This window comes from uncultured Alistipes sp., from assembly GCF_910580175.1.
Lineage (GTDB): Bacteria > Bacteroidota > Bacteroidia > Bacteroidales > Rikenellaceae > Alistipes.
This window is the reverse complement of the sequence record NZ_CAJTXD010000001.1, coordinates 268842-282637: the sequence shown is the minus strand read 5'-3', so window position 1 is coordinate 282637 and position 13796 is coordinate 268842. Positions and strand designations below refer to the sequence as shown.

Sequence of the window (13796 nt, the reverse complement as noted above, 5' to 3'; positions counted from 1 at the left end):
CGCAATGGCATCCCGAAATAGCTCCTCTACTTCTCCCGGTGCGCGGACAAAAGCCCAGCGCAGCAACCGTGACAGCGCTCGTTGGATCGTTGGTCTGGTGTTGCTTTTCGCAGGACTTTTCGCGGTTGCGGCGGTGTTTTTCTCGTTCTTTACCTGGAAATCCGACCAGAGCGTCCTGGCCAAAAGCGTCGAGGAGCGGGAGTTGCTGGGCGAGACGGTCAGCAATCCGTGCGGATGGAGCGGTGCCCGGTTGGGATGGCTGCTGGTCGATGCGTCGTTGGGCGTGTGCGGTATTCTCGTGCCCGTGATGCTTGTGCTCATCGGCGTGCGGATCATCCGCAAGCGGCCTTTGTTGCTCAACCATTCCATTCTGGCGCTCTTTCTCATCATGATCCTCGGGTCGCTGACTCTGGGATTCGTTTTTGCCGACAAGTGGAGTTTCTGTTGTTCTACCGGATGGGGCGGCGAGTTCGGCATTGCTGTCGGCAATCTGTTGCGGGCGCATATCGGAGTGTTGGGTGCGATCATTCTTTTGGCGGTGTGCTGGATTCTCGTCGGGGTCTTCATCAACCGCAATTTCATCAATACGGTCAATTCCGCCGGCAGCGCCGTGGTCGATAAGAGCGGGCGGTTCGTCGGCATGGTCAAGCATCGGGTTGCGTCGCAAGGCAGCGATACGGAAGCCGATTCTTTCTTCGAGGAGCCGTTTTCCGAGGAACCTTTCGTTGTTGCAGGACAGTCGCAGGGCGTTCATGCGCCGCAGGTTTCGCGCCACGTTTCCGAAGCCGCCCCGGTCGCTTCAGCTGGGTCGGCGCCTGATTTCGAGGCCCAGCCTGAAATGCAGGAGCCGCAGATCGCTGCCTGCGCTCGGGACGAGGTGCCGCAGACCGTTTCCCGGCCCCGGCCCGAGGAGGCGGAGCCGTTCGCGACGTCCCCCGTCCTGGAGCCGGCGCCGTTCGCAGGTGCGGCGTCGGAGGTTGCCGTCGAGGACGATCCTTTTACCGAAATTACGCCCGGTGCTCCGGAACCGGAAGAGCCAGCCGAAGAGTCGGCGCAGGCTCCGACGATCGTCTCCGAGGACGACGAGTTCATCGAGTTCGACCTTTCGGACAAGGGGCGGGTCGTCATGGGGCGCGGCGGACTGGTCGAGTTGGAGCCGCCGGCCGTTCCCGAACCGATCGTCGACGGCCCGTTCATGGAGATTACGGTTCCGCAGGAAAAACAGCAGGCGCCCCGACAATCGCAGCCGCAATTGCAATCCCGCCTGCAACCCCGTTCCCAAGCATATCCGGAGCCTGCGGCTGCAACGACACCGGGTGTTGCGGTCTCGCCGGCTGATTCGATTCCGGCGGCAGCTTCGGCTCGGTTGGCTGATTCGGTCGCACCGGTTTCGCCGGCCGCTTCCGTCGCTTCGAACGTGCCGGCAGACGGCGATGCTCAGGGCGTCGTCGTCACGGTCGAGTCGCACCAGGCCCGCATGGTCGACGAGCGGGCGATTCCGACCGAGAGTTACGATCCGCTCAAGGATCTGGTCAACTACCGCAAGCCGCCTGTGACGCTCCTCGAAGATTATGCTTCCGATTCGGAGGTCAGCGACGAGGAGATTTTCGAGAACAAGTCGCGCATCGAGGAGACGTTGAAGTATTTCGGCATCCCCATTCAGCGGATCAAGGCGACGGTCGGCCCCACGGTCACGCTCTACGAGATCGTGCAGGCCCAGGGAGTCAAGATTTCGAAGATACAGGGACTCGAAAACGATATTGCCCAAAGTCTCAAGGCGTTGGGTATCCGCATCATCGCGCCCATCCCCGGCAAGGGCACCATCGGCATCGAGGTGCCCAACCGCGACAAGCAGACCGTGTCGATGTATTCGGCCGTGCGGTCGGTGCGGTTCCAGGAGTCGAAGGCCGAGCTTCCGGTGGTCATCGGGCGGACGATCCAGAACGAGAACTACGTCTTCGACCTGGCCAAGATGCCCCATTTGCTGGTGGCCGGCGCTACGGGGCAGGGCAAGTCGGTCGGTCTGAACGCCATCATCACGTCGTTGCTCTACCGCAAGCATCCCGCGCAGCTCAAATTCGTGATGATCGACCCCAAGATGGTCGAATTCTCGCTCTATGCCAAAATCGAGCGTCATTTCCTCGCCAAGATGGAGTCCGAGGAGAAGGCCATCATTACCGACCCCATGAAGGCCGTTTATACGCTCAATTCGCTTTGCACCGAGATGGACAACCGCCTGGAGTTGTGCAGCCAGGCCGGTGCCCGCAACATCATCGAGTACAACGAGAAGTTCACGGCCCGGCGGCTCAATCCCGAGAAAGGTCATCGCTACCTGCCTTACATAGTTGTCGTGGTTGACGAGTTCGCCGACCTCATCATGATGGCCCGCGAGGTCGAACGTCCCGTCATGCGTCTGGCCCAAAAGGCCCGTGCCGTGGGTATCCACTTGATCATCGCCACGCAGCGCCCCGACGTCAAGGTCATCACGGGCGGTATCAAGGCCAATTTCCCGGCCCGCATCGCGTTCCGTGTTATGCAGATGATCGACTCGCGCACGATCATCGACCAGCCCGGTGCCAATCAGTTGATCGGGCGCGGCGACATGCTCTTTTCGAAGGACGGCGAGCTGACCCGCATCCAGTGTGCGTTGGTCGAGACGCGCGACGTCGAGCGGGTCGTCGACCATATCGCCCGACAGCAGGGCTATGCGGCACCTTATCCGCTTCCCGACTATGTGCCCGAGGGGGGCGACGGCGGAGGCTTGGGCAGCGAGGACGCTGCCGCGGCTCCCATGAAATACGACGTGCTTTTCGCCGAGATCGCGCGCAATGCGGTCGAGAACGGCTCGATCTCCACATCGATGATCCAGCGCAACTACGAGGTCGGTTTCAACCGGGCCGGCCGCATCATGATGCAGCTCGAACGCGCCGGGATCGTCGGCCGGCAGATGGGCGCCAAGCCGCGCGACATCCTTTTCCACGACTTGCCCTCGCTCGAAGCCAAGTTGCAGGATCTGGGGGTGTTTTAGCGTGGTTTGCGGGCATTCCCGATCCGCAATCGCGTAATTTTGAAGGTTCAGACTTATGGCAAAGGTAATTTCCATATTGGGTGTTTTGTTGCTCTCGGTTTTTGCTCCTCTGGCGGCGCAGGATCGGGCCGCGGAGATGATCGGGGCGTTGGCGGCGGAGTTCCGCGCCAAGGGTGCCTATGAGGTCGATTTCGAGGTCGCAGTGGGAGAGTATCGCACGCGCGGCAGTTATGCGGTCGAGGGCGGGCGCTACCACCTGATACTGGGCGACGCCGAGGTTTATGCCGATACGTCCGTCCGTTACGAGATCGACAACCGCCGGCGCGAGGTCACGATCAACCTTGTTGACACGGCCAGCCGCAATATCTTGAACAATCCCGTGCATGCTTTCGATTTCTTGGGCAGCGAGTATGTCCCGACGCTTTTGTCGGAGCACGATGGTTTGACGACGCTGGTGCTTGCGCCCGCAGCCGGAAATTCTGCGCCCGTCGGAAGCATCACGTTGACTTTGAATACTGCGGAGTTGCAGCCCCGTTCGATCTGCTACGATTTCGACGGCGAGCGGATCATGGTGCGGATCGATCGCATCGGAGCGCTCCGCCGGACGTTCAAGACATTCGACCGGGCCGATTATGCCGATTACGAGTGGATCGACTTTCGATGAATAATAAATGATCGATCGCCCGTCGTTCATTGTTTTTTATCGTTCTTTTCCTCGACACCCTGTCGGGGAAATTTTTTTGTGCCGTCAGATCGGCGGAAAAGGGGCAAAAACAAGGGGCGAGAAAAAAATATCGTCCCGAAGCGCCGATTTTCGTTTTTGAAAATTGGCCAGATCAAAAATAAATCGTATTTTTGTTCGTTAAATAGATCGAAATTTCTGGATATAAAATGTTGACTGAAGAAGAAAAGAATGCCGGTTTGATGGGGCGTATCATTCCCATCAACATCGAGGAGCAGATGAAGTCGGCCTACATCGACTATTCGATGTCGGTCATCGTGTCGCGTGCATTGCCCGACGTGCGCGACGGTCTGAAACCTGTGCACCGCCGCATCCTCTACGATATGAGCGCGGAGTTGAATCTCTACTCCGACAAGCCTACGCGTAAGTCGGCGCGTATTGTCGGCGACGTGCTCGGTAAGTTCCATCCCCACGGCGACAGTTCGGTCTACAATGCCATGGTGCGTCTGGCGCAGGATTGGTCGATGCGTTATCCCTTGGTCGACGGCCAGGGCAACTTCGGTTCGATGGACGGCGACTCGCCTGCTGCTATGCGTTATACCGAGGCCCGCATGAAGAAGATTACCGACGAGGTAATGGCCGACATCGACAAGGAGACCATCGATTGGACGCTCAACTTCGACGATACGATCCCCGAGCCTACGGTGTTGCCCACCAAGATCCCGCTGTTGATCGTCAACGGTGCAAGCGGTATCGCCGTCGGTATGGCCACCAACATGGCGCCGCACAATCTCAGCGAGGTCGTCGACGCGTGCTGCGCCTACATCGACAATCCCGAAATCACGGGCGAGGAGTTGTTGCAGTATGTCAAAGGCCCCGACTTCCCCACGGGCGGCATCATCTACGGTTACGAGGGTGTCCGGGAGGCCATGCTCACGGGCCGCGGCCGCGTCGTCATGCGTGCCCGCACCGAAATCGAGCATACGCCGTCGGGCCGCGAGTGCATCGTCATCACTGAGATTCCCTATATGATCAACAAGGCGGAGATGATCAAGAAGATCGCCGACATGATCAACGACAAGAAGATCGAGGGCATCTCCTACATCAACGACGAGTCCGACCGCAACGGTCTGCGCATCATCGTCATCCTCAAGCAGGATGCCGTCGCCAGCGTCGTGTTGAACACCTTGTTCAAGAATACGCCGTTGCAGACTTCGTTCGCCGTGAACAACATCGCGCTGGTCAACGGCCGTCCGCAGTTGCTCTCCATGCGCGAGCTGATCAAGCACTTCGTCGATCATCGCCACGATGTCGTCGTGCGCCGCGCCCGTTTCGACAAGCGCAAGGCCGAGGAGCGGCTGCACATCGTCCAGGGTCTTCTGATCGCCCAGGACAACATCGACGAGATCGTGCAGATCATCCGTTCGTCGCAGACGCCCGATGCGGCCAAGCAGACTATGATCGAGCGTTTCGCACTCTCCGAGATTCAGGCTTCGGCTATCATCGAGATGCGCCTGCGCGCCCTTACGGGGTTGGAGCACGGCAAGTTGATCGCCGAGCGCGACGAGTTGATGAAGTTGATCGCCCATTTGCAGGAGGTGCTCGACAACGAGTCGCTCCAGCTCCGGATCATCAAGGATGAGTTGGTCGAGATGAAGGAGAAGTACGGCGACGAACGCCGTTCCGAAATCGTCTACGCTTCCGAGGAGTTCAACCCCGAGGATTTCTATGCCGACGACGACATGGTCATTACCATTTCGCACATGGGGTACATCAAGCGCACGCCGCTGGCCGAGTATCGTACGCAGAACCGCGGCGGCGTCGGGGCCAAGGGCAGCGCCACGCGCGACGAGGACTTCATCGAGCACATCTACGTCGCTTCGATGCACAACACCATGTTGTTCTTTACCGAGAAGGGGCGTTGTTACTGGCTCAAGGTCTACGAGATTCCCGAGGGCGCCCGTTCGTCCAAGGGGCGTGCCATCCAGAACGTCATCCGCATCGAGCCTAACGACAAGGTGCGGGCTTATATCAATGTCAAGCGTCTCGACGACCAGGAGTATGTAGACAATAACTACATCATCATGTGTACCAAGGACGGTACGATCAAGAAGACCAAGTTGGAGGCTTATTCGCGGCCGCGGCAGAACGGCGTCAACGCCATCGTCATCCGTGAGGGCGACCAGTTGATCGAGGCCAAGCTCACGAGCGGCGCCGCCGAAGTGATGATCGCTGCCAAGGAGGGCAAGGCCATCCGTTTCAACGAGGCTACCGTGCGTCCCATCGGCCGCGTCGGCGCCGGCGTGCGCGGCATTTCGCTGGAGGGCGACGACGAGGTGGTCGGCATGATCTGCATCGAGCCGGACGACAAGCGCGATGTCCTGGTGCTGAGCGAGAACGGCTACGGCAAGCGTACCGACCTCGACGAATACCGCATTACCAATCGCGGCGGCAAGGGCGTCAAGACGATCAACATTACCGAGAAGACCGGTAAGCTCATTTCGATCCAGTCCGTTACCGACGAGAACGATTTGATGATCATCAACCGTTCGGGTCTCACGATCCGCACCTCTGTCGAGCAGATCCGTCTGGCCGGACGCGCCACGCAGGGCGTGCGGATCATCAACCTGCGCGAGGGCGATGCCATCGCTTCGGTCATGGCCGTGCCTGCTGCCGATGAGGAGCCGACCGACGAGGGTGCGGTTGCCGAAAGCGGTGCAGCGGAGACCATCGAGGGCGGTGCGCCGGAGGCTTCCGCTCCGGCGTCGGAGCAGGGCGCAGCGCCTGCCGAGGAGTAGTGAATAATGTAAAACCTTAATATTTCAGTTGTTATGAAAAGAACGATTTGGATGGCTTTGGCTGCGCTGTTGTTGGCAGTGCCCGCCGCCAATGCCCAGAAAGTGAACGAGTCGGCTTTCCTTGCCAAGATTCAGAAGAGCGACGCCGATATTGCCGATGCCAAGAAGAACATCAAGGCGTCGACGTGGATCAACCGCGGCAAGTTGTTTTGCGACATTGCTGCCGAGCCGACCAAGAACCTCTTCATCAACATGGACGCCGCCATGTTGAAGTTGGCCGTGGGCGAGCCTGCTTCCACGGGCAGCGCCGAGGTCGGCGGCCAGGCGTGCGAGACGTGGGAGTATCCCTACTTCACGGCGTATATCGCCAACAACAAGCTCCTGACCTGGAAGCAGAAGAAAGCGATCGTCGCCGACGCGCCTGCTCAAGCCATCGAGGCTTACAACAAGGCTTATGAGTTGGATCCCAAGCAGGGCGAGAAGATCAAGGCCGGTCTGAAGCAGGTCAGTGACTTTTGTTCGCAGGTCGGCAACGCCGGTCTCGATTCGGGCGATTACATCGGTGCCGCCGATGCTTTCGCCGAGGCGTTCCGCGCCCAGTCCGGCCCCGCTTACGGGCAGCCCGATCCCGTGTTGCTCTACTATGCCGGTTACCTGCGCACCATCGACGGTGCTACGCATCCCGAGTCGTTCGTCATGGGTGCCGATTACCTCAATAAGGCGCTCGACCTGGGTTATGCCGACGAGGAGGGCAACATCTATTACTACCTCTTCCATTGTTACTACGGTCAGAAAGCCAACGATCCCGCTTTCGTCTTGCGTTCCAAGGATACGTTGCTGGCCGGTATCGAGAAGTTCCCCAAGAACGAGCGTATCCTCGACGGTTTGATGCAGCTCTACACCTCCGAGGAGGGCGTGGGCGATCCCGCCGATCTGGTGGCTTTGATCGACGCCGCCATCGCCGAGAATCCCGAGAACGTCGACCTGTGGTTCGGTCGCGGCCGTACGTTCTACGCTTTGAAGAACTACGACGAGAGCATCAAGTCGTTCGCCAAGGTCGTGGAGTTGCAGCCCGAGTTGTTCGAGGGCAATTACTACCTGGGCGTGTTCTACACCATCAAGGGCGATGCGCTGAACAAGGAGTTGAACGAGAAGCAGTATAGCAGCCAGGCGGCTTACGATGCCGATCTGAAGGCCGTCAACGAGGTTTACCTCGCCGCCGTGCCTTGGTTCGAGAAGGCCCACCAGATCAAGCCGCAGGATGCCGATACGCTCGAATTCCTCAAGCAGCTGTGCTTCCGTCTGCGCGACGAGGAGGGCATCATGGAGAAGTACAACACTTACAATACGCTTTACAAGCAGGTAAAAGGCTTGGAGTAGCGAATATTCCAACCTATGAAAAAAGGGCTGTCCGATTCTTCGGACAGCTCTTTGCATTGTCGGGGCGCGAAATTTAGGCCGGTTGAAATTTGCAGGAATCTTCGTATTTGGGTTTTTACCGCGCGATCCGCCCGGAGGTGCTGCCGTTGGCAAGGGCATCTACCTCGTCGACCGCAACCCGGTTGTAGTCGCCCGGTACGGTGTTTTTCAGGGCGCAGGCCGCCGCTCCGAAATCCAGTGCCTGCCCCGGCGTGCGACCGGCATAGAGCGAGTAGATGATGCCGCCCACGAATGCGTCGCCCACGCCCACGCAGTCGACCACGGGGGCGATGTCGTAGACGCGTGTCGTCAGCAGACAGCCTTCGGTGTAGAGCGTTCCCGAAATGGTGTGATGGTTGGCATTCAGTACGTTGCGCAGCGCAAATACGATCGTTTTGCACTCCGGCAGTCGTTCCGCCACGCGTCGTGCTGCTGCTTCGTAGCTTGCCGGCGAAAGTTTTTCGCACGCTTCGCAGGCTTTCAGTGCCGGTACCTCGATGCCCATGACCGTGGCATATTCGTCGTCCGTGCCGAAAAGCACGTCGCACTCCGCCAGCAGCGGTACCAGCACTTCTTGGGCGCTCTTGCCGTAGCGCCATAGATTTTTGCGGTAGTTGATGTCGCACGAAACCGTCAGCCCCCGGCGGCGGGCCGCACGGATCGCCTCGGCGCACACTTCTGCTGTGCTGGCGCTTACGGCCGCCGCAATGCCCGACCAGTGGAACCACGCTGCATCGCGGAACGCTTCCTCCCAGTCGATCATGCCCGGCCGTAAGGCGTCGAACGACGAGCCGGCCCGATCGTAGACCACTTGCGAGGAGCGGATCGCCGCGGCGGTTTCCATGTAGTATAGCCCCATGCGGTCGCCGCTGCGGATGATGCGTGGGGTCTCCACGCCGTTGCTGCGGAGGTCGTCCACGGCAGCCTCCGATATCTTGTTGGCGGGCAGGCAGGTAATGAATTCGCTGCGTACACCGTAGTTGGCTATCGACACCGCGACGTTGGCTTCGCTGCCGCCGAAGTTGGCTTCGAACGCGGGGCTTTGGGAGAAACGCCGGTTTCGCGGGGGCGTGAGCCGCAGCATGATTTCGCCGAACGTGACGATTTTCTTTCCGTTTTCCATTTTCTCCGAATCTTTTTTGCAACAAGGCCCGAGAGCGGTTCCCGGGCCTCGTTCGTTTGTATGCTGGCAGCTCGGCGTAGCTCGGTCGAGTTCGGCGCTGCGCCCGGCTTGTCGCAAAAGTGCGGTTAGCGAATTACCCGTACCGCCAGCGGTTCGGCCAGAGCTGCCGTCAGGTCGGCTGCTTGCTTCTGCCATTGGGCCATGTTTTCGATGCCGCCTTTGCTCCAGCCCGAGCCGGCATAGTAGACCAGCGGTTCGCCGTCGCGGGCCATCTTCACGGCCAGTGCATGGCCCAGCGTCTCGGGCAGCACCTCGCTTCCGGGCAGCACGATCGACAGATAGATGTCGCCGTCGCCTGCCGGGTCGGCCGAGTCCGAAGCTGCTTCGCGCAAGGCGAACCAGCCGTCGCCCTGGGCGAATTCTTTCACGTCGTGGCGCACCACGCCTGCCGCGATCGGCAGTTCGGCGACGCCCGTATAGCGGTTTTCCATGCGCGAGAAGCGCGAGCCGGCGTCCAGCGAGATGGTCTTCACGAGCGATACTTCCTTGCCGTCGACTTCGAACGGTGCGTAGGTCAGTTCCACCGTCGTGCGGATCGGGCCGTTGTCCAGCGTGCGCTGCGTGGCGTAGTTGTGGCCCATCATCCAGAATTTGCCGCCCGCGAACGGAAGCGAGGCGCCGGCACCTAGCGTCACGCCCACCTTGTAGCAGTCCATGCCGTCGCCGTAGTCGTGGTGGTAGTGGCCGCGGGCGTAGCGTTCGTCGATGACCAGCCGATCGGTCGACTTTACCCATACGTCGATGCCCGGCGTGATGAGTTTCTCGGGCGAGGTCTCCAGCGCCGGGCCATAGAGACGGTAGGCTACCTTGTCGTTTTCCCAGGCGTAGTCGTCATAGCGTTCGGGCACCTGGCGTCCGTAGGCTTTGGCCGTATAGTCTTCGCGTTCGCCCGCTATAACGGCAAAGCGGAGCGTCTCGCCGGCGGCGATGTCCGTTTGGAAAAGCAGGGTCTGCGGCTCCTCCTCTCCGGCGTAGATCGTCTGCGAGGGCACCTGCACCCCTTCGGCGTCGAGCACCACGACGTTTTCGGGCGTCACGCCGCGCAGCGGGGTTATTTCGCTCCACGCGACTTCCACGCTCTGGGCTTCGCGCTGCGTTTGCGACGGATTGCTTACTTCGATCTGCACGTTCTGCGCGCAGGATGCGAGCGCCAGGAGTGCGGCGCCCGGAATGATTTTACGAATCATGACGTTGAATTTTGTTTGCGTTGGTTGTACCGCAAAATTACTCACTTTTCGCTTACGAGCCAATCGAAAAGGCAAATAATGTATTCAATCGACAAATATTATACTTAATTTGGCGATTTTTTATATTGGCCTTTCGCAATAAATTGCTACTTTTACATATTGAAAAACTGCATACTTATCATGAAACAGTTCAACGACGACAATTTCTTGTTGCAAACGCCGGCTGCCGAGCGTCTCTATCACGAGCATGCGGCCAAGATGCCGATCATCGACTACCATTGCCACCTCATTCCTGAATATGTGGCCTCGAACCATAAGTTCGACAACTTGTCGAAAATCTGGTTGGAGGGCGACCACTACAAGTGGCGCGCCATGCGTACCAACGGCGTCGACGAGCGTTACTGCACCGGCAAGGATACGTCCGATTGGGAGAAGTTCGAGAAGTGGGCCGAGACGGTGCCCTATACCATGCGCAACCCGCTTTACCACTGGACGCACCTGGAGTTGAAGACCGCATTCGGCGTTACCGAGCTGCTCAATCCTCAGAGCGCCCGCAAGATTTACGATGAGTGTACCGAGAAGTTGCAGAAACCCGAGTTTTTCGCCCGCGGTCTGATGCAGCATTACAACGTCGAGGTCGTCTGCACGACGGACGATCCCGTCGATTCGCTCGAACACCACATCAAGGTCGCCCAGGACGGTTTCGCCGTGCGCATGTTGCCCACGTGGCGTCCCGACAAGGCGATGGCCGTCGAGGTGCCCGCCAATTTCCGCGCTTACATGGAGAAGCTCTCCGAGGTTTCGGGTGTTGAAATCCGCAAGTTCTCCGACGTCATCGACGCGCTGCGCGTGCGGCACAAGTTCTTCGAAGAGGTCGGCTGCCACCTCTCCGACCACGGTATCGAGGAGTTCTACGCCGAGGATTATACCCAGGCCGAAATCGACGCTATTTTTAATAAGGTGTACGGCGGGACGGAGCTTTCGCGCGAGGAGATCCGCAAGTACAAGACGGCCATGATGGTCGAGTTCGCTGTCATGGACCACGAGACGGGTTGGACGCAGCAGTTCCACTACGGTGCTATCCGCGACAACAATTCGCGCATGTTCAAGCAGTTGGGCCCCGATACCGGCTTCGATTCGATCGGCGACTTTACCGTTGGCAAGGCCATGTCCAAGTTCTTCGACATGCTCGACCGCAACGACAAGCTTACCAAGACCATCATCTACAATCTCAATCCCCGCGACAACGAGTTGGTCGCTACTATGTTGGGCAACTTCCAGGACGGCCGCTACGGCGCCGGCAAGATCCAGTTCGGGTCGGGTTGGTGGTTCCTCGATCAGAAGGACGGTATGGAGAAGCAGATGAACGCTCTCTCGACGTTGGGCCTGCTGAGCCGCTTCGTCGGCATGTTGACCGATTCGCGTTCGTTCCTTTCCTATCCGCGTCACGAATATTTCCGCCGTACGCTCTGCAACCTGCTGGGCAACGACATCGAGCAGGGGCTGCTTCCCGCTTCGGAGATCGACTTCATCGGCCGCGAGATCGTCGAGGGCGTATGTTACCGTAATGCCAAGAATTATTTCAAATTTTAATCAAACTATCATAACCCTATGAAAATCGTTACTTTGGGTGAGATCATGCTGCGCCTTTCGACGCCCGGCAACACCCGTTTCGTTCAGTCCGATTCGTTCGATGTCGTCTATGGCGGCGGCGAGGCCAATGTGGCCGTCAGCTGCGCCAACTACGGCCACGAAGCCTACTTCGTTACTAAGTTGCCCAAGCACGAGATCGGTCAGTCGGCGGTCAACGCGTTGCGCAAATACGGCGTCAAGACCGACTTCATCGCCCGTGGCGGCGACCGCGTAGGTATCTACTATCTTGAGACGGGTGCTTCGATGCGTCCTTCGAAGGTCATCTACGACCGTGCCCACTCGGCCATTGCCGAGGCCGACGTCGCCGACTTCGATTTTGACGCCATCATGGAGGGTGCCCAGTGGTTCCACTGGTCGGGCATCACGCCGGCCATTTCGGACAAGGCTGCCGAGCTGACCCGTCTGGCTTGCGAAGCCGCCAAGCGTCACGGCGTCACGGTGTCGGTCGACCTCAATTTCCGCAAGAAGCTGTGGACTAAAGAGAAGGCCCAGTCGATCATGCGCCCCTTGATGCAGTATGTCGACGTCTGCATCGGCAACGAGGAGGACGCCGAGTTGTGTCTCGGTTTCAAGCCCGATGCCAATGTCGAGGGCGGCGAGACCAACGCCGAGGGTTACAAGGGCATCTTCAAGCAGATGGCCGAGACGTTCGGATTCAAGTACGTCATTTCGACTCTCCGCGAGTCGTTCTCCGCTACGCACAACGGTTGGAAAGCTATGATCTACAACGGTCAGGAGTTCTACGAGTCGAAGCGTTACGACATCGATCCCATCATCGACCGTGTGGGCGGCGGCGACTCCTTCTCCGGCGGTATCATCCACGGCTTGCTGACCAAGCCCAACCAGGGCGAGGCCCTCGAGTTCGCTGTGGCCGCTTCGGCTTTGAAGCACACCATCAACGGCGACTTCAACCTCGTCTCGGTCGAGGAGGTCGAGTCGCTCGCCGGCGGCAACGCCAACGGTCGCGTGCAGCGATAAACAATTGAAAGTAAAATAATCGAAATCGGTCTGTCCGTTGCCCCGTGATTCCGATAGGAGCACGGGGCGAGGCTCCGGCTGCGGAAGACCGGCGTCCGGATGAATCCGGACATCGGAATCCGAGACCCGGAAGAATCCGGGCACCAGGGCGGGGCGTCCGCAGGTCGATCTTGTTAAAATGTTTGAATAATGGCTCGTTTTTCTAAATTGCAGGTTATGGAAGCCATCGGCAAGACCGGTATGGTTCCCGTGTTCTATCACTCCGACGCCGAGATCGCCAAGCAGGTGTTGAAAGCCTGCTACGACGGCGGTGTCCGCGCGTTCGAGTTTACCAACCGCGGCGATTTCGCTTCGGAGGTCTTCATCCAGTTGGTGAAGTTCGCCGCCAAGGAGTGCCCCGACATGGTGTTGGGCATCGGTTCGATCGTCGACGCACCCACGGCCGCCATGTACATGCAGTACGGCGCCAACTTCGTTGTCGGCCCCTATCTGAATCCCGAGGTCGCCAAGGTCTGCAACCGTCATTTGGTGCCTTATACGCCTGGCTGCGGTTCCGTTACCGAAATCGGTACGGCCCAGGAGCTGGGATGCGACTTGACGAAAGTTTTCCCCGCAGGCAATGTCGGCGGCCCCTCGTTCGTCAAGAATGTCAAGGCTCCGCTGCCTTGGTCGAACATCATGGCTACGGGCGCCGTCGAACCTACCGAGGAGAACCTTACGGCTTGGTTCAAGGCCGGGGTCTATTGCGTCGGCATGGGTTCGCAGCTTTTCCCCAAGGAGGTGCTCGCCGCCAAGGATTGGAAGGCCGTTGCCGAGAAGTGCCGCTTCGCTTTGGGTGTCATCGCCGCCGTGCGGAGTAAATAGGTAT

At 59.1% G+C, this 13796-nt stretch carries 9 protein-coding genes; 7 read left to right on the top strand and 2 right to left on the bottom strand.

Going from position 1 to position 13796, the window contains the following annotated elements:
* Nucleotides 1-4 precede the first annotated feature (4 nt).
* From QZ298_RS01225 to QZ298_RS01210, 4 genes are all read left to right on the top strand, one after another.
* A complete protein-coding gene (locus tag QZ298_RS01225) occupies nucleotides 5-3028 on the top strand; it encodes a DNA translocase FtsK 4TM domain-containing protein (protein ID WP_296004850.1) in 3024 nt (1007 codons plus the stop codon).
* Nucleotides 3029-3083: 55 nt separating this feature from the next.
* Nucleotides 3084-3692 (top strand): hypothetical protein, encoded by a 609-nt coding sequence (locus QZ298_RS01220; protein WP_296004848.1) that lies wholly within the window; start codon nucleotides 3084-3086, stop codon nucleotides 3690-3692.
* A 227-nt stretch (nucleotides 3693-3919) separates the two neighbouring features.
* Nucleotides 3920-6508 (top strand): DNA gyrase subunit A, encoded by a 2589-nt coding sequence (gyrA, locus tag QZ298_RS01215; RefSeq protein WP_296004845.1) that lies wholly within the window; start codon nucleotides 3920-3922, stop codon nucleotides 6506-6508.
* A gap of 33 nt (nucleotides 6509-6541) precedes the next feature.
* Nucleotides 6542-7888: a tetratricopeptide repeat protein gene (locus tag QZ298_RS01210; RefSeq protein WP_296004843.1), complete on the top strand. Its 1347-nt coding sequence runs from the start codon at nucleotides 6542-6544 to the stop codon at nucleotides 7886-7888.
* A gap of 115 nt (nucleotides 7889-8003) precedes the next feature.
* On the opposite strand, the gene QZ298_RS01205 is transcribed toward QZ298_RS01210, so the two are convergent.
* Together QZ298_RS01205 and QZ298_RS01200 are read right to left on the bottom strand one after the other, a co-directional pair.
* Complete coding sequence (locus tag QZ298_RS01205; RefSeq protein ID WP_296004841.1) at nucleotides 8004-9050, bottom strand: sugar kinase; 1047 nt, start codon at nucleotides 9048-9050, stop codon at nucleotides 8004-8006.
* A 125-nt stretch (nucleotides 9051-9175) separates the two neighbouring features.
* Nucleotides 9176-10297, bottom strand: coding sequence for a DUF4861 family protein (locus QZ298_RS01200; RefSeq protein ID WP_296004839.1), 1122 nt, complete (start codon nucleotides 10295-10297; stop codon nucleotides 9176-9178).
* A 180-nt stretch (nucleotides 10298-10477) separates the two neighbouring features.
* Here QZ298_RS01200 and uxaC point away from each other — a divergent pair, with 180 nt between their 5' ends.
* From uxaC to QZ298_RS01185, 3 genes are all read left to right on the top strand, one after another.
* The gene (gene uxaC / locus QZ298_RS01195) at nucleotides 10478-11890 is read left to right on the top strand and encodes a glucuronate isomerase (RefSeq protein WP_296004837.1); all 1413 of its coding nucleotides are present in this window, start codon (nucleotides 10478-10480) and stop codon (nucleotides 11888-11890) included.
* Nucleotides 11891-11908: 18 nt separating this feature from the next.
* Complete coding sequence (locus QZ298_RS01190) at nucleotides 11909-12928, top strand: sugar kinase (RefSeq protein ID WP_296004834.1); 1020 nt, start codon at nucleotides 11909-11911, stop codon at nucleotides 12926-12928.
* A gap of 189 nt (nucleotides 12929-13117) precedes the next feature.
* The gene (locus QZ298_RS01185) at nucleotides 13118-13792 is read left to right on the top strand and encodes a bifunctional 4-hydroxy-2-oxoglutarate aldolase/2-dehydro-3-deoxy-phosphogluconate aldolase (RefSeq protein ID WP_296004831.1); all 675 of its coding nucleotides are present in this window, start codon (nucleotides 13118-13120) and stop codon (nucleotides 13790-13792) included.
* The last annotated feature ends 4 nt before the right edge of the window (nucleotides 13793-13796 follow it).

What these genes read in the sequence shown, in the direction of transcription:
- QZ298_RS01225 (WP_296004850.1), top strand. Translation starts at nt 5, where the DNA reads ATGGCATCCCGAAATAGCTCCTCTACTTCTCCCGGTGCGCGGACAAAA.
- QZ298_RS01220 (WP_296004848.1), top strand. Translation starts at nt 3,084, where the DNA reads ATGGCAAAGGTAATTTCCATATTGGGTGTTTTGTTGCTCTCGGTTTTT.
- gyrA (WP_296004845.1), top strand. Translation starts at nt 3,920, where the DNA reads ATGTTGACTGAAGAAGAAAAGAATGCCGGTTTGATGGGGCGTATCATT.
- QZ298_RS01210 (WP_296004843.1), top strand. Translation starts at nt 6,542, where the DNA reads ATGAAAAGAACGATTTGGATGGCTTTGGCTGCGCTGTTGTTGGCAGTG.
- QZ298_RS01205 (WP_296004841.1), bottom strand. Translation starts at nt 9,050, where the DNA reads ATGGAAAACGGAAAGAAAATCGTCACGTTCGGCGAAATCATGCTGCGG.
- QZ298_RS01200 (WP_296004839.1), bottom strand. Translation starts at nt 10,297, where the DNA reads ATGATTCGTAAAATCATTCCGGGCGCCGCACTCCTGGCGCTCGCATCC.
- uxaC (WP_296004837.1), top strand. Translation starts at nt 10,478, where the DNA reads ATGAAACAGTTCAACGACGACAATTTCTTGTTGCAAACGCCGGCTGCC.
- QZ298_RS01190 (WP_296004834.1), top strand. Translation starts at nt 11,909, where the DNA reads ATGAAAATCGTTACTTTGGGTGAGATCATGCTGCGCCTTTCGACGCCC.
- QZ298_RS01185 (WP_296004831.1), top strand. Translation starts at nt 13,118, where the DNA reads ATGGCTCGTTTTTCTAAATTGCAGGTTATGGAAGCCATCGGCAAGACC.